Here is a 23,219-nt window from a genome sequence, read left to right as displayed (position 1 = left end):
GGCCCGCGCGTGCCCCGGGCTGCTACACTATGGTTTGAGTAGCAAGATCGACAGCCCAGAGAGGCCAGCATTAAACCCAGCTTATATGCAATCATGAATATTCAGATCGGCGATATCGGCCACATTATCCAGCTGGCCATCGCGCCGGTGTTCCTGTTGACGGGCGTGTGCACCAACCTGATGGTGCTGACCAACCGGCTGGCGCGCATCATCGACCGTTCGCGCGTGCTGGAGGACCGGCTCGACATCGGTTACAGCGACGTCTATCTCAACGAACTCGATGTGCTGTACCGAAGATCGCACCTGATCAACGCCTCGATCACCCTGTCGACCGCCTGCGGCCTGCTCATTTGCCTGGTCATCGCGATGCTGTTTTTGGGCGACATCACCAACACGCCGCTCGACAAATACATCGCCGGCATGTTCGTGGTGGCGATGGGGGCGCTGATCGGCAGCTTCTGCTACCTGCTGCGCGAGATCTTCATCGCCTCGGCGGCGATGCGCTCGCACCGCCACGTGCGCCGCGCCCCGGTCAAATAACTTGTAAAGAATAGAGTACCAACATGCACGACTACCAACGCCCTCCGACCCTGCACCGCTACGGCGTGCGCGAAGACCTGGAACTGGCGCTGACCCAGGGCCAGTTCATCCTCCGTCCGGCCTCCAACTGCCTGACATTGAGCTTCTCGCAAGTGTGGGACCGCAAGCTGTTCGAGCTGTTCTCGTCCGACGCCTGCCTGATCATCCACAACACCGAGGAATTCGGCGAGCGCCTGCACCGCGCGGTGCAGCGCACGCTGCCCAGCTGGGCGGGCATCGACGGCGCCGTCGAATACGGCACGCGCGCCGCCTTGGGCGCGGCCTTCACCAAGACGGCGGCCGAGGCGCAGGAGCAGGAGTGGCAGTTCGCCTGGCGCTCGATGCAGAGCAAACTGAGTCTGAATCCGGTGCTGGTGAAAATCGGCAGCCTGGAAAACTTCGCCGAGCTGCGCTCGCGCGATACCTATTTGGCCTGACCGGCCGGAGGGTTTGGCGCCGGCTGCTGCGCCGGCGGCGGCACCTGTATCGCCGGCGTGGCCTGCACCGACGGCGTCTGGCCACCGCGCCTGGACGCGTCGTCGCGGCGGTCGATGCGCGCCACCACGGCGTTCATCATGTGTTCGATGTCGCTGCGTATCATGTTCGCGCCCAGGATGCCGGGCACGTAGAAGTTCGGCAGCAGCCGGCCGCTGTAGACGATTTTGGTGCCGCCGGTTTCGGGCACCGGTATCAATTCCCAACGCGATTCGTAGTGCTTCATGTCGCCCGAGATCAGCGAGATGTCGATCGACGACATCGGCTGCTCGGTGGCGCGCACGATCAGGTGGATGGTGCGCGACATGAACAGGAAGCGCGCCACGCCGAATTGTTCGATGATCACTTCGTTACCGTTGCGTGACAGGACCTTGCACGATTCCAGGTCCGGCACGAATTCCGACATGCGCTCGTAGCCGGTCAGGATGCGCCATACCTTGGGCAGTGGCGCCGCCACCGTCGCGGTGGCGTCCACTTCGTACATGTGCCGCGCCTCGGCGTCCACGCGATTGACAGAGACCTCCAGCTTGGGCAGTTCAAGCTTAGGTGCTTGTGCCATCGCCACCGGGGCAGCCACACCTAACAACAAAAACAGAAGGAATCGCATCATCGTTCCAGCGTAAGGGAAAGGGTGGCAGAATACAAGCGAAGCACCATCACGTTACAAAATTCACGCGGTGGCGGGGCTTTAGAAGCCTGGGTCTAGAGAATTGGGTTTTAATGCGGACATTCACGTCTAACTCTAATAACCACAATGACAAATTCACCATATCCCCACCTGCTCGCGCCTCTCGATCTTGGCTTTACCACGCTGCGCAACCGCGTCGTCATGGGATCGATGCACACCGGTCTTGAGGACCGCTTCTACAACTACGGCAAACTCGCCGCATTCTATCGCGAGCGCGCGCGCGGCGGCGTGGGTTTGATCGTCACGGGCGGCATCTCCCCCAACCGCTCCGGGTGGCTGCTACCCTTTGGAGGTACGCTCAACTTCAAGGGCGACGTGCACAACCACCGCCGCGTCACCACCGCGGTGCACGAGGAGGGCGGCAAGATCCTGATGCAGATCCTGCACGCGGGCCGCTACGGGTATCAACCGTTCGTGGTGTCGGCGTCGGAGAAGAAATCGCCGATCTCGCCGTTCAAGCCGCGCGCGCTGACGGAGGCCGGCATCGAGGGAACGATACGCGACTACGCGCGCTGCGCCAGGCTGGCGCGCGAGGCGGGCTACGACGGCATCGAGGTGATGGGAAGCGAAGGCTATCTGCTCAACCAGTTCCTGTGCGCGCGCACCAACCTGCGCACCGACCGCTGGGGCGGCGGCATCGAGAACCGCATGCGGCTGCCGGTGGAAATCGTCAAGCGCATCCGCGCCGAAGTCGGTCATGACTTCATCATCATGTACCGCCACTCGCTGCTCGACCTGGTCGACGGCGGCAATACGTGGGAGGACGTGGTGGCCGTGGCCAAGGCCCTGCAGCATGCCGGCGTCACGATCCTCAACAGCGGCTACGGCTGGCACGAGGCGCGGGTGCCGACCATCGTCACGTCGGTGCCGCGCGCCGCCTTCGCCAGCCTGGCCGGCCGTCTGCGGCTGGAGGTGACGATACCGGTGGTGGCGTCGAACCGCATCAACATGCCGGCCGAGGCGGAAGGCATCCTGCAGCGCGGCGACGCCGACATGGTATCGATGGCGCGTCCCTTCCTGGCCGATGCGCACTTTGTCGCCAAGGCGGCGCAGGGCAAGGCCGACGAGATCAACACCTGCATCGGCTGCAACCAGGCCTGCCTCGATCACACCTTCGCCAACAAGCGCGCCAGCTGCCTGGTCAACCCGCGCGCCTGCCACGAGACGGAGCTGGTGTACGCGCCGGCGGCCAAGCCGCGCCGCGTGGCGGTGGTCGGCGCCGGCCCGGCCGGGTTGTCGGCGGCGACGGTGGCGGCGGAATGCGGCCACGACGTGACCTTGTTCGATTCCAGCGACAGCGTCGGCGGGCAGTTCAAGATCGCCATGCAAATTCCGGGCAAGGAGGAATTCGCCGAGACGATACGCTACTTCCGCCGCCAGATCGATTTGACGGGCGTGAAGCTCAAGCTGGGCGTGCGCGTCACGCGCGAGCAGCTGGTCGCCGGCGGTTACGACGAGGTGGTCGTCGCCACCGGCATCAAGGTGAGGCGGCCGCCGATCGAGGGCATCGATCATCCGAAAGTGCTGTCGTATATCGATGTGTTGCAGAACAAGGCGCCGGTCGGCAAGCGCGTGGCCATCATCGGCGCCGGCGGCATTGGCTTCGACGTCGGCGAATATCTGCTGCACGATCCCAAGCACCCGCTGCCGCTGGCGCTGGATGTCTGGGCAAAGGAATGGGGCGTGAGCCTGAAGGGCGACACGCCGGGCGGCCTGGTGGCGCCGGAGGAGCCGCATCCGGTGCGGCAGTTGTATCTGTTGCAGCGCAAGATTTCGAAGCTGGGCGCGGGGTTGGGCAAGACCTCGGGCTGGGTGCACCGCGCCGTCCTCGCGCGCAATGGCGTGGTGATGCTCGCCGGCGTGCAGTACGACCGGATCGACGATCAGGGACTGCATATCACGGTCGGCGGCGAGCAGCGATTGCTGTCGGTGGATAACGTGGTGGTGTGCGCGGGTCAGGACAGCCTGACCGAGTTGATGCCGTCGGAGGAGGAGGTGAAGGCGAATCCGTCGTGGCCGCGCTTTCGCAAGATAGGCGGCGCCGCGCTGGCGGCGGAGCTGGACGCCAAACGCGCGATCAAGGAAGGCGCGGAGTTGGCCGCAAGCCTTTAATGTAACTGGTCATGGGAGACACGTAGGGCGGATTAGGCGGAACGGCGTAATCCGCCAATGTGTGAGCCGTCGAAACGCATGCATGGCGGATTACGCTGCGCTAATCCGCCCTACGTGTTTCCGTGGTTATTCGATGTCCTCGGCCACTGGGCCGCCAAGGGCTCAATGCCCGCCACTCTTGCGCTCGAAATTGGCGACCACGAACTCGGTCATGCCCTTGGCCAGCTCCTCCTCGCCCATGAAGATCTTGCCGGCCAATTCGCTGCGCAGCAGCTCCGCTTCCTCTTCGTTATGCGTGCGCACCACGGTCTTGATGTCCGGATTGAGCAAGCGCGCCGTCTCCACCATCGCCCGCACATGGAAGGTGTCGGGCGTCGCGATCACCAGCATGCCGGCGCGCGCGATGTGCGCCTGGATCAGCACCGCCGGCTCGCCGGCGTTGCCCGCCACCGCGTGGATGCCGTCCTTGCGCAGCTGGTCGACGATCTCGCGGTTCTGCTCCGCCACCACGAACGGGATGCCGTGCTTGACCAGCACCTCGGCGATGCGGCGTCCGACGCGGCCATAACCGACCAGCACCACCTGCCCGTCCAGATGCTCTTGCGGCACCGACATCGGCAGCTCCGCCAGCGGATCGGCGGTACGCTCGAACCTCGATTCCACCGTACCGTCCCTGGTCAGCCAGCGCTCGATCGGTTTGGTGAGCCGGAACACCACCGGGTTCAGGGCGATCGAGATGATGGCGCCGGCCAGGATCAGGCTTTGGCCCTCCGCCGGCATCATCTTGAGCGACAACCCCAGCGCCGCCAGGATGAAGGAGAACTCGCCGATCTGCGCCAGGCTGGCCGACACCATCAGCGCCGTCTTGGCCGGATAGCGCAGCAGCACCACCAGCACGAAGGCGGCCAGCGATTTGCCGAACACGATGATGGCCACCACCGCCAGCAGTTTGAGCGGCTCGCCGGTGACGATCGACGGCTCGAACAGCATGCCCACCGAAACGAAGAACAGCACCGCGAACGCGTCGCGCAGCGGCAGCGACTCCTGCGCGGCGCGGTGCGCCAGCGCGGATTCGCGCAGCACCATGCCGGCGAAGAACGCGCCCAGCGCGAACGAGACGCCGAAGAAGTGCGTCGAGCCGTAGGCGATACCGACGGCGGCGGCGATCACGCACAAGGTGAACAGCTCGCGCGAGCCGGTGCGCGCCACCTGCCAAAGCAGCCACGGGAACAGCTTGCGGCCGACCACCAGCATCAGCGCGATGAAGGCGCCGACCTTGCCCAGCGTGACGGCCAGCGTGCCCCACAGATCAACTTCGCCGGGCGGAACGGCCATGCCGTGGGCGTCGGTCGAGATGCCGCCGAGCGAGCCGGCCAGCGCCGGCAGCAGCACCAGCACCATGACGGTGACCAGATCCTCGACCACCAGCCAGCCGACCGCGATGCGGCCGTTGAAGGTGTCGAGGATGCCGCGTTCCTCCAGCGCGCGCAGCAGCACCACGGTGCTGGCCACCGACAGCGCCAGGCCGAACACCAAACCGCCGCCGACGCTCCAGCCCCAGAAATGGGCCAGTGCCATGCCGAGCGCCGTGGCGACGGCGATTTGCAGCACCGCGCCTGGCAGCGCCACGCGCCGCACCGCCCACAGGTCGTCGAGCGAGAAGTGCAGGCCGACGCCGAACATCATCAGCATCACGCCGATTTCGGCCAGCTGCGAGGCCAGCGCCGCATCGGCCACGAAGCCGGGCGTGGCGGGTCCCAACATGATACCCGCAGCCAGATAACCAACCAGCGCCGGCAGCTTAAGGCGCGTTGCAAGGTAGCCGAACACCAGGCCGAAGCCCAGCGCCGCCGCGATTGTGGTGATCAGGCTGATATTGTGGGGCATGCGCGTGGGGCTCCTCGAGGGATGGGGGAAGCCCAAGGGTAGCACACGGGCGGCCGTCGGCGACGCGCCGTCCCGCGATCAAAAGCCGCGCGCCGGGACTATCTTGCCAGCGCCGCCGGCACCAGGCGCATGCCAACGCCGATGCGGTTGAAGGCATTCATCAACGCCACGGCCATCGTGACGTCGGCCAGCTCTTTTTGGCCCAGCACCGCGGCGGCCTGCTGGTAGTCGGCGTCCGGCGCGTTGGTCTGCGCCACGCGGGTGAGCGTCTCGGCCCACGCCAGCGCCGCGCGCTCCTTGTCGGTGAACAGCGCTTCGGCCTCGCGCCACACCGGCACCAGCACGACTTTGTCGACGCCGACGCCGTGGGTCAGCAGACCGCGCGAGTGAATATCGATGCAATAAGCACAGCCGTTGATCTGCGACACGCGCAGATTGACCAGCTCCAGCAGCTCGCGCGGCAGGCTGGACTCCTGCAAGGCGTTTTTAACTGCGGCCAGTCCCTTGTAGGCTTGCGGGGCGAGATTGAAGATGTCGAGGCGTGCGGTCATGGCGGTTCCCTGGTTGATTGCGAATAGCCGTATTGTGCGTTTTCATGGCTTAGTCCAGAAGAGCCAAGATCGGTCAATCTTACTGGGCCAAGATTTCGGGCGCTTCACGTGAGCCGCAATATCCGCTGCCCCAGCTCGCGCGCGCGGCGCGGCGTCTCGATATTGGTAAAGCTCAGCAGCAGCGCCGACGCCGCGTGCGGCAGCGCGCTGCACTCCGACAGCGCCAGCGCGAACATGCCGTCCTCGCGCATGCGCGCCGCCAGCGCGCGGTCGGTGTGCCGTCCCGGCAGGCGCAGCACCAGATGCATGCCGCCCGGCTGCGCGTCGATGCGCAGATGCCGGCCCAGCACCTTGGTCAGCTCGGCCGCCACCATCTGCCGGCGCTCGCCGTACAGGCGCCGCATGCGCTGGATGTGGCGGGCGAAATGGCCCTCGTTCATGAAGCCGGCGACGATGTCCTGGGTCAGCGCCGGCCCGCCGGCGGCAAAGGTCTCGCAGACCGCCTCGAAACGCTTCACCTGCGCCGGCGGCACCACCAGGTAGGCCAGCCGGATCGCCGGGAACAGCACCTTGCTGAAGGTGCCGGCGTAGAGCACGCGGCCGACGCCGTCCAGGCTTTTCAGCGCCGGCAGCGGACGGCCCACGTAGCGGTATTCGCCGTCGTAGTCGTCTTCGACGATCCAGGCGTCGTTGCGCGCCGCCCAGTCGAGCAGGGCCAGACGGCGCGGCAGCGACAGCGACACGCACAGCGGGCTTTGATGCGCGGGCGTGACGACGGCCGCCCGGGCGTCGGGCGCGCAGGCGGCGCCGTGCGCCACTTGCAGGCCCTCGTCGTCGACCGGCACCGGCACCGGCCGCATGCCGGCCCACGCCAGCAAATCGCTGGTCGGGACGTAGCCGGGATCTTCGACCCACACCTTGTCGCCCGGGTGCAGCAGCGCGCGCGCGGCCAGCTCCAGCGAGTTGCGGTAGCCGGAGGTGACGAACACCTGCGAGGGCGCGCAGTCGATGCCGCGCGATAGCCGCAGGTAGGTGGCGATGGCGGTGCGCAGCGCCGGCGCGCCGCAATACGACGGGTAGGCCATGTCGGCCGCTTGCGTGGCGCGGATCGCGCGCGCCGCCAGCGCGGCCCACACCTTGCGCGGGAACGCGTCCAGCGCGGGCAGTCCCATTTGGAACGGCCGGTGGAACGGCGCCGGCGATCCGGCCAGGTCGGCGGCCGGGTCGGCGGGCCTGGCCGATGGCGCCACCGGCGCGTGGCGCGTCAATGCCGGCGAGACGATGGTGCCGGCCTGGCCGCGCGTCTCCAGATAGCCCTCGGCGGCCAGCAGCGAGTAGGCTGCTTCCACGGTGCCGCGCGCCAGTCCCAGGTCCACCGCCAGCGCGCGCGCCGACGGCACGCGGTCGCCCGGCCGCAGCAGCCCGTCGGCGATGGCGGCGCGAAAACGCATGTAGATCTGGCGGTACAGCGGTTCGGCGGCGCCGGTGTCGAGCTGGAGGAAGTCGGGGTTGATCGTCATGGCATGCCCTGGATGTCATTTTATGGCTCGATGGATTATGCCATCGCCGCAGCGGCCGGCCGCCAACGACAACCCGGTCCGCCGATGCGATAATTGCCGGCGCGCATATTTGCTTGCGTTCACAGACCGACAAAGGAAATGTGGTTCAATGCCAAAAAACGATCTTGTTCTGCAAATAACGTCGCCCGCGCCGTTGCGGCCGCAGGGTATCTTGCTGTGCACGATCGCGCTCGCGATCCTCGCTTTTACCGTGCGGAAGAATGCCGACAGCCTGATGGCATTGACGATGGGCGCGGTGGCAACCGGCGCGTTGATTGTTCTGTTCGTGTTCCTGGCGGGCGCCGTGCTGTTCAAAAACATCTTCGGCAAGGAACAGCTATTGTTCGTCAAGGATGGCGCGCCCGCTGGAACGGCCGCCGCCACCGCGATCGCGTGTGGCGACCTGATCGCCATTGAATGCAAGCCGCTTCCGCTACCCATGACCGCCGATGGCAAGTTGGCGATGCTCGGCCTCGGTGGCGAAAGATTGATGTTGGTCACCAGGAAGGAAGCGATCCCATTCGGCATCGGCCTCTCCGGCGCGGCGGCGACGGCGGCGATTCAACAAATCGAGGAATTCTGCGGCCGGTCGCTGTTGCGTTAAGAGCTAGCGTAAAGGACCCGATCACGCCGCAGTGGAGTTGGCAGAAATCGAGGCTGGCCTTTACAACGGTCTTTGTTCACGGCTATGCCAAATACGGGTAATCAGGACGTCGCCATTTTCGAGGATGAAATAGCGGATCACGTAAGCTACATCCGCCAGCGCATCCGGATGCCAGATCAGCGCGGGCATTCGCTCCACTTCCCGGCTGCCAAATCGGAAAGCCAGGCATCGGCGCGCTCCTGCGATACGCCGGACACGCCACCATCGCGGTACGCTTCTCCTCTGGCGGTGGGGTGAACCCAAGGGGAGCACGCCAGCGCCCGCAAACAAGACCCGTCCGGCGATGTTTGACATTATGTCGAAAAATGTCATAATGTTTTCCGCGAACATGCTGAGATAGGAGTGAATACGATGCAAACAATTAAAATCGATGCCGGCGACGTGCTGGCGGCCAGCGCGGCGGTGCCCGATGACAGCCCGGTTTTCATGCTCAATCTGCTGCGCTACAAGACGGAGGCCGAATATGGCGGGCCCGGCGAAGCGCCCTGTTCCGGGCGCACGGCGTATCACGAGCGCTATGTGCCCGTGTTCCGCGAATTGGCGGCGGGCGAGGGCGTGAAGGTGACTTGGCTGGCGGCGGCGTTGGCGCGGGTGGTCGGGCCAGCCGACGAGCAATGGGATGAAGTGGGGGTGGTGGAATATCCCAGTTTTGCCGCGTTCCGGCGCATCAGCGAAAGTGCGCGCTACAAGGCGGAGGCCGAGCGGCATCGCTTGGCGGCGCTGGCGGACTGGCGGCTGATCGCCACCACACCGTTGTTGCGCTGATCAGCGTTGCCGCCGCCGCGGGGCTGCCCGCCTGTTGCCTAGCGCGTCGTCCCGTCCGGCGTATGCTCGAGCGCGGTGGCCAGTAGCGACACTTGCAGCGTGATCAGGCGGCGCATGTCGCTGCCGTCGGTGGCGGTGTCCTTAAAGCCGCGCATCGCGTAGGTCATGGCGCGCGCCACTTCGGCAGGCGTGGCACCCAGCGCCGCGCCGGTGGCCGGCTCGCTCAGCAGTTGCGTCAGCAGGACTTGAAACTCGTCATACATTTCCTGCACGGCAGGGAAGGCCAGGCTGAAAAGGTCGCGCGCATCGGGATGGGCTTCGATCAGGTCCACCCCGTGCGCACCCCAGCTCAGGCAGGCGTGCAGTAGCTTGTCGCGCAGCCCCGGCAGCGGCGCGATCGCGGCGCGGATGGCGGCCAGCTGGCGCGCATTCATGCGCCGCACCACGGCGGTAAAAATGCTGTCCTTGTTGGCGTAGGCGAGGTAGAGCGCGGGGCGCGACATGCCCGCCTGCTCGGCAATGTCCTGCATGGTAGTGCGGGCGAAGCCGTAGCGCGAAAACACTTCGGTGGCGGCATCCAGCACGCGCGCGTCGCGTTTGGCGGCAAGGTCGGAAGGCTGGCTCATGGGAGGGCGGTCGGCGGCGGCGTGGGTTTCGGACATTCCGTCATTGTGACATAAACCGCCATGGCGTCAGATGGCCGCAATGCCTCCCGGCCTCAGGCGGCCACCACGGCGGTGACGGCCTGGCCGACCGGCTGGCTGCTCGCCATCCTCAGACCTTGCGCACCACCACGCAGCCGATCGAGTAGCCGGCGCCGAACGAGCAGATCACGCCCAGCTGGCCGGCGGCCATGTCGTCGGAGTGCTTGTGGAAGGCGATGATCGAGCCGGCCGACGAGGTGTTGGCGTATTGGTCCAGGATCACCGGCGCCTCGCCCGGTTCGGCGTCGCGGCCCAGCACCATGCGGCTGATCAGCAGGTTCATGTTCAGGTTGGCCTGGTGCAGCCAGTAGCGGCTCACCTGCGGCACCTCCAGCCCGGCGCCGGCGATGGTGGTCTTGATCATCTCGGCCGCCATCGGGCAGACATCTTTAAAGACTTTCCTGCCCTGCTGGCGGAACAGCTTGTCCGGCTGGCCGATGCCCGCCTCGTCGAAGCGGTTGAGGAAGCCGAAGTTGTTGCGGATGTTGTTCGAGAAGCTCGTCTTGAGCTTGGTGTCGAGGATTTCCCAGCGGTGCGAGCCCTTGGCCGTGTCGGCCGCCTCGATGACCATCGCCGTGCAGGCGTCGCCGAAGATGAAGTGGCTGTCGCGGTCGCGCCAGTTCAGGTGGCCGCTGGTGATTTCCGGATTGAGCACCAGCACCGCGCGCGCCTGGCCGCTTTGCACCGCCGCCACCGCCTGCTGGATGCCGAAGGTGGCCGACGAGCAGGCCACGTTCATGTCGAAGCCGTAGCCGTCGATGCCGAGCGCGCCCTGCACCTCGACCGCCATCGCCGGGTAGCCGCGCTGCATGTTCGAGCACGCCACCAGCACCATGTCGATGTCGGCCGGCACGCGGCCGGCGCGGTCGAGCGCCTGGTGGGCGGCGGCCACGCAGATTTCCGCCTGCAGCGACAATTCCTCGTCGGCGCGCTCGGGGATGCGCGAGACCATGCGTGTCGGATCGAGGATGCCGGACTTTTCCATCACGTAGCGCGACTTGATGCCGGAGGCTTTTTCGATGAACGCCACGCTCGACATCTCCAGCGGCGTGACGGTGCCCTCGGCGATGGCGCCGGCGTGGTCGGCGTTGAACTGTTCGGCGTAGGCGTTGAAGCTCTCGACCAGCTCTTCATTGGAGATCGATTGCGCCGGCGTAAAAAGGCCGGTACCGCTGATGACGGCTTGTTTCATGATTAAACTTTCGAATTTGGCAATGGCTTGCGCCAATAATGACGCAAATTCTACACAATGCCTGCACGATCCGCGCAATTAAAGCGGTGAAATAGCGGCGAAAAGAAAACGGCGCCCCGCAGGCGCCGCCGTTTACCGCTGTGCTCGTGTAGAAATGGTGGACCTGACCCCGGATTATTTCTTGGCGTCGGTCTGGACGACCTTGGTTTCCTGCTTGGCCAGCTGCACCGGCAGGCCCTTGAGGTGGTTCAGCGCCTGCGACAGCTGGAAGTCTTCGCCGCTGCCGTATTCGAGCGGCTTGCGGGTCTTTTCCAGCGCGACGATGCGCAGTTGCTCTTCCAGCTCGTCACGCTTGGTCTTGGCGACTTCCTGGTCGCGGTCGTTGCTGAGGTGCTTGTCGAGGTCGGCCTCGCGCGTGCGCAGCGCGTTCAGGCCGTCGCCGTCGGCGTTCTCGTCCACCGCCAGGTCCGGCGTGATGCCCTTGGCCTGGATCGAGCGCCCGTTCGGCGTGTAGTAGCGCGCCGTGGTCAGCTTGACGGCGGTGTCGGCTGTCAGCTGGCGTATCGTTTGCACCGAGCCCTTGCCGAACGTTTGCGTGCCGATGATGTCGGCCCGCTTGTAGTCCTGCAGCGCGCCGGCGACGATCTCCGATGCCGACGCCGAGCCGGTGTTGACCAGCACTACCATCGGCACCCGCTTGACGGCGGCCGGCAGCTTGGCCAGCGCGTCGCTTTCGCTGCGCAAGGTGTAGTACTCGGGACGGCCGTAGAACACCTGCTTTTGGTCCGGCAGCTGGCCGTTGGTCGAGACGATCGCCGCGTCCTTCGGCAGGAAGGCGGCGGCCACGCCGATGGCGCCCTGCAGCACGCCGCCCGGGTCGTTGCGCAGGTCCAGCACCAGGCCCTTGATGTTGGGGTCTTGTTTGTACAGTTCGACAATCTTGGCGGCCATGTCGTCGATGGTCGGCTCCTGGAACTGCGAGATGCGCAGCCAGGCGTAGCCCGGTTCGATGATCTTGCCCTTGACGCTCTTTTGGTGGATCTCTTCGCGCGTGATGTTGAACACCAGCGGGTCGGTCTCGCCCTTGCGCAAGATCGTCAGGCTGACCTTGGAGTGCGGCTCGCCGCGCATCTTCTTGACCGATTCGTCCAGGCTCAGCCCTTTGACGGCGGTGCTGTCGAGGCGGCTGATCAGGTCGCCCGCCTTGATGCCGGCGCGCCAGGCCGGCGAGTCCTCGATCGGCGCGACGATCTTGATGTAGCCGTCCTCGCTTTGGCCGATCTCGATGCCGAGGCCGACGAACTTGCCCTGCGACCCCTCGCGCAGCTCGGCGTAGGCTTTCTTGTCCAGATAGGCGGAATGGGGATCGAGCGAGGCGACCATGCCGGAGATGGCCTCGGTCAGCAGCTTCTTGTCCTCGACCGGCTCGACATAGTCCGACTTGATCAGCCCGAACACGTCGGCCAGCTGGCGCAGCTCCTCGAGCGGCAGCTTCGGCTCGACCGGCTTTTGCGCCATGGCGGAAAATTGCAGGGAGACGGCGATGCCGGCGACGACGCCTAGGCCGACCAATCCGGTACTCTTTAGTTTCTTGCCCATGTTTCACCCGTTGGAACGATGTACAGAACAGCCATCCGCAGCGGGAGACGCGAGCGCGATGTGCATGAGCTGAGTATAAACCTGATTTCGGGCAATCGTAGTAGCCCTCATGAAATGATTTATACCTTTACGGAATTTTACAACGGTTGCCGTTGACTTTGAATGTACACCAACGCCCGCTTGGCGTTACATCAAGTTTGCATATTTTTACGCAGTGTTTCTCTCACGTTCACGTCGGTAAGCATTTGTAAGAAGTGCCGCCATCATGCAAGGCGCGGCCTACACTGAACTCGTATTTCTCTCTACCCTGAAGTGGTTTTTCGCCTGCGCCCCAAGCGCAGGCTTTTTTTTATCCACGGAGCTTCCATGCGTCTACCGTTTATCCCGTCCCCCGCCGCCGCGCGCAGTCTGGCGCTGGCGGGCGCGCTGCTGTTCGCCGCCGGCGCCATGCCGCCGCCGGCGCTGGCCGTTCCCATCCTCGACATGCATGCCGAGGATTTCCTGCCGATGGCGGCGGACTTGAAAAAGGCGCTGAACCTGAACCCCAACCAGCAGACCCTGTGGCAGCAGACCGAAAGCAAGACGCGCAACCTGTTGCGCGAACGTAAAGCCCGGCGCGACCGCCTGCAGGCGGCCACGCAGGCCGGCACGCAGGGCGCCAATGTCGAGCTGCGCGATCTGACCAAGGCGATCGACGAGGAGACCAACACCGCCGCAGCCGAGGAGAAGTTGCTGCGCGAGTGGTGGCTGACCGTCAACGATGCCTTGAATGAAAGCCAGCGCCAGATCGTGGTGCAGCAGGTCGGCGAGCATTTGCTGCGCGTCCAGGACAACGGCGGCGGTGGCGGCCACATGGGCGGGGAGCGCAAGGAGGAGGGTGGCGAGCGGCGCGGCGGCGGCCGCAGGGGCGGCGGCGCCGGCGGCATGGGTGTCGGCGTCGGCGCGGGCGGCGCCAATATCACCTTGCCGGGCGGCGGCTGAACGGCGCCGTCGGGCCGCGGGCTTGTATCGTAAAGTAACAACCCGGGACCGGCGTGCCTTTGGCGGGGCATGGCGGTAGAATATTCGCGCGCGAACCCGGCCGGCATCAAAAATGCCGCGCCGGGTTTCAAAACGGAAGTTCTCACCCAAAGGACAAGTAGTGAAACGATATTTGCTCAGCACCCTGGCCTTGAGCCTGGCCGCCGCCTTCGCCGGCGCCGCCGACGAGGCCGCGCCGACCTCCGGCATCGACATCAAAAACATCGACCCGGGCGTGCGCGTGCAGGACGACTTCTACACCCACCTCAACGGCCAGTGGCTGAAGACCACCGAGATCCCGGCCGACAAATCGAGCTGGGGCACGTTCGCCAAGCTGCGCGACGACACCTTGTCCGAGCTGCGCGGCATCGTCGAGAAGACCGTGGCGCAACCAGGCAAGAAGAGCGGCGACGCCCAGAAAATCGCCGACCTCTACGCCAGTTTCATGGACGAGAAAAAGCTGGACGCGCTGGGCATCCGCCCGCTCACTGGCGAGCTCAACCGAATCCGCGCGATCAAGGACAAGAAGGCCTTCCCGATGCTGATCGCGCATCTGGACCGGATGGGCGTGGCCACGCCGTACGGCCTGAGCGTGCGTCCCGACGCGCGCGAATCGACCAAGTACGCGGTCGGCATTTCGCAAAGCGGCCTGGGCCTGCCGGACCGCGACTACTACCTGAAAAAAGACGACGCCAAACTGGCCGCCATCCTGGTCAAGTACCAGGCGCACATCGCCCGCACGCTCAAGCTGGCCGGCGAGAAGGAGCCGGAGGCCAGCGCCAAGGCCATCGTCGCGCTGGAAACGGCGCTGGCCGAGGCGCAGTGGACCAAGGTGCAGAACCGCGATCCCGTCAAACGCTACAACAAGACGCCGATCGCCAAGCTGCCCGAGCTGGCGCCCGCCTACGACTGGGGCCACGCGCTGGCGTCGGCCGGCGTGGCCAGCAAGGTCGACTACGTGATCGTCGCCCAGCCGAGCTACCTGGCCGGCTTCAACACGCTGCTCGAGCAGACCGACCTGGCCACGTGGAAGGCTTACTTCACCTGGCAGTTGCTGCGCAGCGCCTCGCCCTACCTGTCGAAGGACTTCGCCGACGCCAGCTTCGACTTCTACAGCACCACGCTGACCGGCGTGGCGGTGCAGGAGCCGCGCTGGAAACGCGGCGTGGCGCTGGTCGAGCGCTCGATCGGCGAGGGACTGGGCCAACTATACGTGGCCGAGTATTTCCCGCCGGAGCGCAAGGCGCGCATGGACCAGCTGGTGAAAAACCTGCTGGCCTCGTACAAGACCAGCATCGACGGGCTCGACTGGATGGGGCCGGAGACCAAGAAGGAGGCGCAGGCCAAGCTGGCCAAGTTCACGCCCAAGATCGGCTATCCGTCCAAGTGGCGCGATTACTCGTCGCTGGCGATCGCCAAGTCCGATCTGATCGGCAACGTGCTGCGCGCGGCGACCTTCGCCAACCAGCGCATGATCAACAAGCTGGGCAAGCCGATCGACCGCGAGGAATGGGGCATGACGCCGCAGACCGTCAACGCCTACTACAATTCGACGATGAACGAGATCGTGTTCCCGGCCGCTATCCTGCAACCGCCGTTCTTCGACGCCCGCGCCGACGACGCCGTCAACTACGGCGCCATCGGCGCGGTGATCGGCCACGAGATCAGCCACGGCTTCGACGACGGCGGCAGCCAGGCCGACGGCGACGGCAACCTGCGCGACTGGTGGACCAAGGAGGACCGCGCCAACTTCAAGGCCAAGACCGACGCCCTGGTCAAGCAGTACGGCGCCTACAGCCCGATCAAGGGCTACCACGTCAACGGCGAGCTGACCCTGGGCGAGAACATCGCCGACAATTCCGGCGCGGCGATCGCCTACAAGGCCTACAAGCTGTCGCTGGGCGACAAGCCGGCGCCGGTGATCGACGGCCTGACCGGCGACCAGCGCTTCTTCATGGGCTTTGGCCAGGTGTGGCGCGTGCGCATGCGCGACGAGCAGCAGATCCTGCAGGTGAAAACCGATCCGCACTCGCCGGGCCAGTTCCGCGCCAACGGCACCATGGTCAACCAGCCGGGCTTCTATGATGCGTTTGGCGTCAAGCCGGGCGACAAGATGTATGTGGCGCCGGAACAGCGTGTCATCATCTGGTAACAGTGACAACGCTGTGATATAAAGTCGTGCAGGCCATGCATCGTGCTATGGCCTCTAACCCGCAAGGCCATGCGGGGTCGGACCCGATGGGTCCGACCCCTAAGCTGGGACGCGTGCGTATCGCCAAACGCGCACCGGGTTTGCCTTTTTACCTTTGAAGGATTTTCTGTGAAACGTCATCTCGTAAGTGCATTGATGCTGAGCCTGATCGCAGGTTTGGCCGGCGCCGCGGACACCACCAAAAGTGCGACCCCAGCCAATGCCGCGGCCACCGCCGCCACCAGCCACACCATGACTTCCGGCATCGCCACCGAATACATCGATCCGGCCGTGCGCGTGCAGGACGACCTGTTCACCCACATGAACGGCAAGTGGCTGGCGACGACCGAAATCCCGGCCGACAAGCCGAGCTGGGGCAGCTTCGCCAAGCTGCGCGACGACATCCAGCCGCAACTGCGCACCATCATCGAGGGCGCCGCTAACACGCCGAACAAGGCCGCCGGCTCCGACACCCAGCGCATCGGCGACTTCTACGCCAGCTTCATGGACGAGGCCAAGCTCGAGCAGCTGGGCGTGGCGCCGCTGAAGGCCGAGTTCGACCGTATCGCCGCCGTCAGCGACAAAAAACAACTGCCGGCGCTGATCGCGCACTTCAACCAGATCGGCGTGTCCGCCCCGTACGCCTTCGGCATCCACCAGGACAACAAGGATTCGACGAAGTACGTGGCCGACCTGTTCCAGACCGGCCTGGGCTTGCCGGACCGCGACTACTATCTGAAAGCCGACGACGCCAAGATGGCCGACGCGCTGGCCAAGTATGAGCTGCATGTGGGCAAGATGCTGACCCTGGCGGGCGATCCGCACGGCGCCGTCACCGCGCACGCCATCGTCGAGTTCGAGAAGGAACTGGCCAAGCTGCAATGGACCAAGGTCGAGCTGCGCGATCCGATCAAGGCCTACAACAAGGTCGAGATCGCCAAGCTGGGCGCGATGGCGCCGGGCTACGACTGGAACGCCTACCTGGCCGAGACCGGCATCGCCGGCAAGGCCGGCTACGTGATCGTCAGCCAGCCGAGCTATCTGAAAGGCATGACCGCGTTGCTGGAGAAAACCCCGCTCGACACGCTCAAAGCCTACTTCCACTGGCAGACCGTGCGCGCGTTCGCGCCCTACCTGAGCAAGGCCTATGTCGACGAGAACTTCGCCTTCTACGGCACCGTGCTGAGCGGCGTGACCGAGCAGCGTCCCCGCTGGAAGCGCGGCGTCTCGGTGACCGAGGGCGCGCTGGGCGAGGTGGTCGGCAAGCTGTACGTCGAACAACACTTCCCGGCCGACCGCAAGGCGCGCATGGAGGCGCTGGTCAAGAACCTGCTGGCGTCGTACAAGACCAGCATCGACAAGCTGGACTGGATGAGCCCGGTCACCAAGAAGCAGGCGCAAGCCAAGCTGGCCAAGTTCACCACCAAGATCGGCTACCCGAACAAGTGGCGCGACTACTCCAAGCTGGAAGTGTCGAAGGACGACCTGGTGGGCAACGTGATCCGCTCCAACCAGTTCGACTACAACAAGGAACTGAACAAGCTGGGCAAACCGATCGACCGCGACGAGTGGGGCATGACGCCGCAAACCGTCAACGCCTACTACAACCCGGAGATGAACGAGATCGTGTTCCCGGCGGCGATCCTGCAGGCGCCGTTCTTTGACGCCGACGCCGACGACGCGGTCAACTACGGCGCCATCGGCGGCGTGATCGGCCACGAGATCAGCCACGGCTTCGACGACCAGGGCGCCCAGTACGACGGCGACGGCAACCTGCGCGACTGGTGGACCAAGGCCGACCACAAGAACTTCGCGGCCAAGACCAAGATGCTGGTCAAGCAGTACAGCGAGTTCAGCCCGCTGCCGGGCTACCACGTCAACGGCGAGCTGACCCTGGGCGAGAACATCGCCGACAACAGCGGCGTGGCGATCGCCTACAAGGCCTACAAGCTGTCGCTAAACGGCAAGAAGGCGCCGGTGATCGACGGCCTGACCGGCGACCAGCGCTTCTACATGGGCTTTGCGCAGGTGTGGCGCATGAAGATGCGCGAAGCGGCGCAGATCCAGCAGATCAAGACCGATCCGCACTCGCCGGGCCAGTTCCGCGCCAACGGCACGATGCGCAACCAGCCGGGCTTCTACGATGCCTTCGGCGTCAAGCCGGGCGACAAGATGTACCTGCCGCCGAAAGACCGCGTCATCATGTGGTAAACCAAAAACCCTCGCCGCGGCGAGGGTTTTTTTTCGGGGAATAGGCGGCGGTGGCGTGAGCCGGGCATCAACCCCAGGACGATGGGGTCGTACCCCCCGGGGTACGACCCCGGTGTGCCGTGGTGTGGGTTGAACGGTCAAAGCTTCGAGACGGAAACCGGCTTGCCTTTTTGTACCTTGGTCAGGTACACCGTGCTCAGGCCCTGGTGGTCGGTCGGGCTGAAGGCGATGTCGAGGCCGCCCAGATTGACCTTCAGTTTTTCCAGCGCCGCCATGAAGCTGGCGCGCGTCAGGTCCGGGCCGGTTTTCTTCAGTGCCTCGACCAGCGCCACGGCGTTGATGTAGCCCTCCAGCGAGGTGTAGTCGCCCTCGGCGACGCCGGCTGCCTTCATGTCGGCGCGGTATTGCTTGACGATGGGAATGGATTCGTCGAACGGCGACGGCACCACCTGCGTGATGTAGACGCCCTCGGCCGCGTCGCCGGCCGCCTTGATGAAGTTGGCGGTGCCGACGAACGACAGGTTGAAGAACTTCGGTTTGAAACCGGCGGCGGCGGCCTTCTGCACGAACGCCGCGCAGGCCTTGTAGGTGCCGACCATCAGCACCGCTTCCGGCTTGGCGGCGATCAGCGCGGCGAGGCCGGCGTCGACGTCCTCGGTGTTGCGCTGGTAGAAGCCTTCGCCCGTCATCGTCATCTTGCGCTTTTGCAGCGATATTTGCAGGCCTTCCTTGCCGACCTTGCCGTAGGTGTCTTCCTGATAGAACAGGCCGATCTTGGTGACGCCGGCGTCGGTGACCAGGCGCTCGACCTGCAACTCGATCTCGTTGAAGTACGAGGCGCGGATATTGAAGACGTGCTTGTTGAGCGGCGTGCGCAGGAACTCGGCGCCGGTGAACGGCGCGAAGAACGGGATGTTGGCGTCGTTGACCAGCGACATCGCCGCCTTGCTGGTAGGCGTGCCGACATAGCCGAACAGCGCGAACACGCCTTCCTTCTTGATCAGTTTATCGGTGGCGGCGGCGGTGCGCGGCGGATCGTAGCCGTCGTCCTCGCTGATGAGGGTGATCTTGCGGCCGTTGACGCCGCCGGCGGCGTTGACCTTCTTGAAATAGGCTTCGCTGCCGGCCTTGATGCCCAGGCCCAATCCGGCGGTCGGCCCGGTCTGGGCGTTGGCCATGCCGATCTTGATTTCGGTGGCGGTGACGCCGGTTTCGGCCGAGGCGGCCGACACCAGCGATGACAACAACAGTCCCAGCGCAGCGGAAAACAATTTGTTTTTCATATTATTGCCTTCATAGTATGCCGGCGCGCCGGCTGTCCGAAATCTAATAATTGCCCAACAAAAACTGTTACCCAACCTTATCCCTTTGTGTGTCGCGTGACAAGGCCGGTTTTGCAACGTCGGGCTAGCAGTATGCGAGCCGCCGGCGAGGGCCGGGTACTGGTAAACTGGCGTCTCTACTCTATTGGAAAGCCGTCTTCATGCGCCTGCGTTATCTGGCACCGATATTTTTAGCGCTGTTGTTGAGCGCCTGCGGCGAGTCGTACACGCCGGTCAATCTTTACATGGCGACCACGCCGGACTGCAAGACTTGGCAGGAGGGCTCGCGCTTCGAGCTGCCACGCGGCATCAGCGTGGCCACCACGCCGCCGGTCACGCTGCCGGATGGCGGCGCCGAATTCACGTTCGTGTATATCGTGCCGCGCGGCGAGCGCGCGCGTTTCCTCTCGCGCGATTACAACGTTACCGTGCCGAAGGGGCCGGTGTTGCACAAGGCCGAGCTGGTCACGCTGTATCAGCGCACGACCAATTCGCGGCCGGAGATTGTCGACTCGATCCCCAAGGTGCCGGACATGTTAGTGGCCAGCGCCGCCGGCGACGAAACGTTGTGGCGGGTGCGGGTGCGGGTCAAGGACAAGCTGCCGGAGCGGTTCGATGTCGTCCCGCCCGCGTTCGAGATCGCGGTGAAGGAATACCCAATGCGCACCTTCACCTACCGCTATTTCCCGGAGCGCAAGGCGTTCGGCCTGTGCAGCTAATCCGGGAACCCGGGAGACACGTAGGGCGGATTAGCGTAGCGTAATCGGCCATGCATGCGTTTCGACGGCTCATGCATTGGCGGATTACGACCTTCGGTCTAATCCGCCCTACGTGTCTCCGTGGATGCGCGGATTTCCGCAAAGCCGTCATCGTCCGTTGCGGTTTATCGCAGTCTTCCCTATCCACCGAATTCCCACATTCTTTAAAAATCAAGCACTTGCCATCGCCCCCGGCGCTGGCACGGAAGCTGCAATGTCTCCTCCAACAACAACCACAATGGAGACACGCAATGCCAACATCCCTGCCCAAATTCCGTCCGCTCGCCCTGGCCGCCGCCATCGCCTTCGCTTCCACCGCGCAGGCGCAGGAAGTGGTCCGCCTCGGCAACCTCAAATTCGCCCACTACGGCGCCGTCTCATACATCAAGGAAATCGCGCCCAAATGCGGCCTCAAGGTCGAGGAGCACGTCTTCGCCAAAGGCCCCGACGTCATGCAGGCCATCCTGGCGGGCGAGCTCGACGTTGGCGCCACCGCCTCCGAGGCGGCCATCTCCGGCCGCGCCAACGGCGCGCCCATCTACGTCGTGGCCGGCTTCGCCAAAGGCGGCGCGCGTCTGGTCGCGCGTCCCAACGAAGGCATCAAATCGATCAAGGATTTGAAAGGCAAGAAGGTCGGCGTCACGCGCGGCGGCATCCACGAAGTGCTGCTGATCGCCGAGCTGACGCAGGCCGGCCTGACCGCCTCCGACCAGCCGGGCAAGGACGTGCAACTGGTGTTCCTCGCCTTCGCCGACCTGAACCAGGCGCTGATGGGCAAGAACCTCGACGCCATCATGCAAAGCGAGCCGCAGTCGTCGCAGGCCATCAACAAGGGCTACGGCGTCGAGGTGATGAAGCCGTACGACACCGCCATCGGCGAGCCGGTGCGCACCCTGGTGATGAGCGAGAAGTTCTACAACGAGAAGCGTCCGCTGGCGCAGAAGTTCATGAATTGCTTCGTCCAGGCCACCAAGCTGTTCATCGACAACCAGGCCGTCGCCGAGAAGTACGTGCGCGAGACGATCTTCAAGAACCAGATCACCAAGGACGACTTCGAGGACGCGATCAGCAATTCGCCGTACAGCTACGACGTCACGCCCGAGCACATCCAGGTCACCACCGACATCATGCTCAAGACCGGCGTCGGCAAGATGCGCAAGCCGCCCGTGGCCAAGGAGTGGGTCAAGACCGACCTGCTGGACGCGTCGAAGAAAAGCCTGGGCATTAAATAACCACAAGACAAAGCGGGAGACGACATGAACAAACAAGACTGGCGCCAAAGCGCCACCGGGGCCGTGGTGCCGATTCTGATCGTGGTGCTGTGGCAAGCCAGCGCCATGCTGGGCTGGGTCAATCCGCAGGTGTTGCCGTCGCCGCTGGCGGTGCTCGCCAAATGGTTCGAATACCTGCTGCCGCTGACCGCCTACGATCCGGCCGCCAGCTCGTGGCTGGGCTGGGCGCTGTCCGGCGAGCTGCTGGGCGACACTTTGAGCAGCCTGTACCGCGTGGTGGTGGGCTTCGCCGTCGGCGCCGGCCTGGCCTTGCCGATGGGCCTGATGATGGGCGCCAGCCAGCGCATGTACGCGTGGCTCAATCCGCTGATGCAGGTGCTGCGGCCGATTCCGCCGATCGCCTATATTCCGCTGGCCATCCTGTGGTTTGGCCTGGGCAACGCGCCGGCCGTGTTCCTGATCGCGCTCGGCGCCTTCTTCCCGGTGCTGGTCAACACCATCGCCGGCGTGCGCCAAGTCGACGGCATCTACATCCGCGCCGCCCGCAACCTCGGCGTCAACCAGCGCACGATGTTCGTGCGCGTGATGCTGCCGGCCGCCGTGCCGTACATCCTGTCGGGCGTGCGCATCGGCATCGGCACCGCCTTCATCGTCGTCATCGTCTCGGAGATGATCGCCGTGAATAACGGCCTCGGCTTCCGCATCCTCGAGGCGCGCGAATACTTCTGGTCCGACAAGATTATCGCCGGCATGATCAGCATCGGTCTGCTGGGCCTGGTGATCGACGTCGGCATGAATAAACTGAACAATCATTTGCTGCGCTGGCACCGCGGTCTGGAGAACTGATATGAGCGCTACCCATATTCAAGTCAGCGGCGTCAACAAGGTCTTCAAGACCGACAGCCGCGAAGTCGTCGCCCTGAAAGACATCCACCTCGACATTCCGCAAGGGCAGTTCGTCTGCCTGCTGGGGCCGTCGGGCTGCGGCAAGTCGACCTTGCTCAACGCTATCGCCGGCTTCTCGCTGCCGTCGTCGGGCACGATCACCGCCGATGGCAGGTTGGTCACCGGCCCCGGTCCGGAGCGCGGCATGGTGTTCCAGGAATACGCGCTGTTCCCGTGGATGACGGTGGAAAAGAACATCGCCTTCGGCCTGGAGATCAAGGGCATGGACCAGGCGGCGATCGGCGCCAAGGTCGACCAGTTGCTGGCGATGCTGTCGCTGAGCGATTTCCGCCACCGCTTCCCGAAAGACCTGTCGGGCGGCATGCGCCAGCGGGTGGCGATCGCGCGCGTGCTGGCGCTCGATTCGCCGATCATGCTGATGGACGAGCCGTTCGGCGCGCTGGACGCGCTGACCCGCCGCAACCTGCAGGACGAGCTGCTGCGCATCTGGGCCGAGCTGAAAAAGACCATCATCTTCGTCACCCACAGCATCGAGGAGGCGATCTACCTGGCCGACCGCATCGTCGTCATGACCTACCGGCCGGGCACGGTCAAGCGCGACATGATGGTCGACCTGCCGCGCCTGCGCGACCCGGCCGCCGCCGAGTTCAACGCCCTCAAGCGCGAGCTGGGCCAGTTGGTGATGGAGGAGCAGCAGCGCCATCACAACGACGAGATGCGGATGGCGGCCGTCGATTAGTCGTGATGGGGTCGGACCCATCCGGGTCCGACCCCGCCTTGCGGG

The 23,219-nt window shown here is 64.7% G+C and carries 21 protein-coding genes; 12 read left to right on the top strand and 9 right to left on the bottom strand.

Annotated elements, in window-relative coordinates; translation table 11 throughout:
• The first annotated feature begins 93 nt into the window (after positions 1–93).
• Together JOD97_RS18450 and JOD97_RS18445 are read left to right on the top strand one after the other, a co-directional pair.
• Entirely contained in the window at positions 94–540 is a 447-nt protein-coding gene (locus JOD97_RS18450; RefSeq protein WP_209721265.1) for a DUF2721 domain-containing protein, read from the top strand.
• A 23-nt stretch (positions 541–563) separates the two neighbouring features.
• On the top strand, positions 564–1,016 hold the full coding sequence (locus tag JOD97_RS18445) for a hypothetical protein (RefSeq protein ID WP_209721261.1): 453 nt from the start codon (positions 564–566) through the stop codon (positions 1,014–1,016).
• Here JOD97_RS18445 and JOD97_RS18440 read toward each other — a convergent pair.
• The gene (locus tag JOD97_RS18440) at positions 1,004–1,633 is read right to left on the bottom strand and encodes an SRPBCC family protein (protein WP_229264555.1); all 630 of its coding nucleotides are present in this window, start codon (positions 1,631–1,633) and stop codon (positions 1,004–1,006) included. The genes JOD97_RS18445 and JOD97_RS18440 overlap by 13 nt on opposite strands.
• Before the next feature lie 195 nt (positions 1,634–1,828).
• Here JOD97_RS18440 and JOD97_RS18435 point away from each other — a divergent pair, with 195 nt between their 5' ends.
• Positions 1,829–3,874: an NADPH-dependent 2,4-dienoyl-CoA reductase gene (locus tag JOD97_RS18435; protein WP_209721255.1), complete on the top strand. Its 2,046-nt coding sequence runs from the start codon at positions 1,829–1,831 to the stop codon at positions 3,872–3,874.
• 162 nt (positions 3,875–4,036) lie between these two features.
• Here JOD97_RS18435 and ybaL read toward each other — a convergent pair whose 3' ends face one another.
• The 3 genes from ybaL to JOD97_RS18420 form a co-directional block, all read right to left on the bottom strand.
• Positions 4,037–5,761: a YbaL family putative K(+) efflux transporter gene (gene ybaL / locus JOD97_RS18430; protein ID WP_209721251.1), complete on the bottom strand. Its 1,725-nt coding sequence runs from the start codon at positions 5,759–5,761 to the stop codon at positions 4,037–4,039.
• Between the two features lie 98 nt (positions 5,762–5,859).
• Positions 5,860–6,312 (bottom strand): carboxymuconolactone decarboxylase family protein, encoded by a 453-nt coding sequence (locus JOD97_RS18425; protein ID WP_209721248.1) that lies wholly within the window; start codon positions 6,310–6,312, stop codon positions 5,860–5,862.
• A 104-nt stretch (positions 6,313–6,416) separates the two neighbouring features.
• Positions 6,417–7,832 carry a PLP-dependent aminotransferase family protein gene (locus JOD97_RS18420; RefSeq protein WP_209721245.1) on the bottom strand — a complete coding sequence of 472 codons (1,416 nt, stop codon included), beginning with the start codon at positions 7,830–7,832 and terminating at the stop codon, positions 6,417–6,419.
• A gap of 148 nt (positions 7,833–7,980) precedes the next feature.
• Here JOD97_RS18420 and JOD97_RS18415 point away from each other — a divergent pair, with 148 nt between their 5' ends.
• Complete coding sequence (locus tag JOD97_RS18415) at positions 7,981–8,475, top strand: hypothetical protein (RefSeq protein WP_209721241.1); 495 nt, start codon at positions 7,981–7,983, stop codon at positions 8,473–8,475.
• Between the two features lie 60 nt (positions 8,476–8,535).
• Here the strand turns inward: JOD97_RS18415 and JOD97_RS33020 are convergent, their stop codons facing one another.
• A complete protein-coding gene (locus JOD97_RS33020; RefSeq protein WP_255585641.1) occupies positions 8,536–8,664 on the bottom strand; it encodes a hypothetical protein in 129 nt (42 codons plus the stop codon).
• A gap of 222 nt (positions 8,665–8,886) precedes the next feature.
• On the opposite strand from JOD97_RS33020, the gene JOD97_RS18410 reads away from it, so the two are divergent.
• Positions 8,887–9,300, top strand: coding sequence for a hypothetical protein (locus JOD97_RS18410; protein ID WP_209721238.1), 414 nt, complete (start codon positions 8,887–8,889; stop codon positions 9,298–9,300).
• A 38-nt stretch (positions 9,301–9,338) separates the two neighbouring features.
• On the opposite strand, the gene JOD97_RS18405 is transcribed toward JOD97_RS18410, so the two are convergent.
• The 3 genes from JOD97_RS18405 to JOD97_RS18395 all read right to left on the bottom strand — a co-directional run bounded on the left by JOD97_RS18405 (position 9,339) and on the right by JOD97_RS18395 (position 12,795).
• Positions 9,339–9,962, bottom strand: a complete 624-nt coding sequence (locus tag JOD97_RS18405; protein WP_209721235.1) for a TetR/AcrR family transcriptional regulator — start codon at positions 9,960–9,962, stop codon at positions 9,339–9,341.
• 112 nt (positions 9,963–10,074) lie between these two features.
• Positions 10,075–11,196 carry a beta-ketoacyl-ACP synthase III gene (locus tag JOD97_RS18400; protein ID WP_209721232.1) on the bottom strand — a complete coding sequence of 374 codons (1,122 nt, stop codon included), beginning with the start codon at positions 11,194–11,196 and terminating at the stop codon, positions 10,075–10,077.
• A 174-nt stretch (positions 11,197–11,370) separates the two neighbouring features.
• Positions 11,371–12,795 (bottom strand): S41 family peptidase, encoded by a 1,425-nt coding sequence (locus JOD97_RS18395; protein WP_209721229.1) that lies wholly within the window; start codon positions 12,793–12,795, stop codon positions 11,371–11,373.
• Positions 12,796–13,161: 366 nt separating this feature from the next.
• On the opposite strand from JOD97_RS18395, the gene JOD97_RS18390 reads away from it, so the two are divergent.
• The 3 genes from JOD97_RS18390 to JOD97_RS18380 all read left to right on the top strand — a co-directional run bounded on the left by JOD97_RS18390 (position 13,162) and on the right by JOD97_RS18380 (position 18,217).
• The gene (locus JOD97_RS18390) at positions 13,162–13,776 is read left to right on the top strand and encodes a hypothetical protein (protein ID WP_209721226.1); all 615 of its coding nucleotides are present in this window, start codon (positions 13,162–13,164) and stop codon (positions 13,774–13,776) included.
• A gap of 160 nt (positions 13,777–13,936) precedes the next feature.
• Positions 13,937–15,967: a M13 family metallopeptidase gene (locus JOD97_RS18385; protein ID WP_373999892.1), complete on the top strand. Its 2,031-nt coding sequence runs from the start codon at positions 13,937–13,939 to the stop codon at positions 15,965–15,967.
• Positions 15,968–16,162: 195 nt separating this feature from the next.
• A complete protein-coding gene (locus JOD97_RS18380; protein WP_209722652.1) occupies positions 16,163–18,217 on the top strand; it encodes a M13 family metallopeptidase in 2,055 nt (684 codons plus the stop codon).
• 137 nt (positions 18,218–18,354) lie between these two features.
• Here JOD97_RS18380 and JOD97_RS18375 read toward each other — a convergent pair whose 3' ends face one another.
• Positions 18,355–19,500, bottom strand: coding sequence for an ABC transporter substrate-binding protein (locus tag JOD97_RS18375; RefSeq protein WP_209721221.1), 1,146 nt, complete (start codon positions 19,498–19,500; stop codon positions 18,355–18,357).
• A gap of 200 nt (positions 19,501–19,700) precedes the next feature.
• On the opposite strand from JOD97_RS18375, the gene JOD97_RS18370 reads away from it, so the two are divergent.
• The 4 genes from JOD97_RS18370 (at position 19,701) to JOD97_RS18355 (ending at position 23,174) form a co-directional block, all read left to right on the top strand.
• Positions 19,701–20,258: a hypothetical protein gene (locus JOD97_RS18370; RefSeq protein WP_209721218.1), complete on the top strand. Its 558-nt coding sequence runs from the start codon at positions 19,701–19,703 to the stop codon at positions 20,256–20,258.
• A 290-nt stretch (positions 20,259–20,548) separates the two neighbouring features.
• Positions 20,549–21,529 (top strand): ABC transporter substrate-binding protein, encoded by a 981-nt coding sequence (locus tag JOD97_RS18365; RefSeq protein WP_209721215.1) that lies wholly within the window; start codon positions 20,549–20,551, stop codon positions 21,527–21,529.
• A 24-nt stretch (positions 21,530–21,553) separates the two neighbouring features.
• On the top strand, positions 21,554–22,375 hold the full coding sequence (locus tag JOD97_RS18360; RefSeq protein ID WP_209721211.1) for an ABC transporter permease: 822 nt from the start codon (positions 21,554–21,556) through the stop codon (positions 22,373–22,375).
• Between the two features lies 1 nt (position 22,376).
• Positions 22,377–23,174, top strand: coding sequence for an ABC transporter ATP-binding protein (locus JOD97_RS18355; protein WP_209721209.1), 798 nt, complete (start codon positions 22,377–22,379; stop codon positions 23,172–23,174).
• Positions 23,175–23,219: the final 45 nt, after the last annotated feature.

It is taken from the genome of Duganella sp. 1411, from assembly GCF_017833525.1.
In the GTDB taxonomy this organism is placed as follows: Bacteria; Pseudomonadota; Gammaproteobacteria; order Burkholderiales; family Burkholderiaceae_D; genus Rugamonas.
Note: the sequence above shows the minus strand (reverse complement) of the source record. Positions and strands in the feature narration are given on the sequence as shown.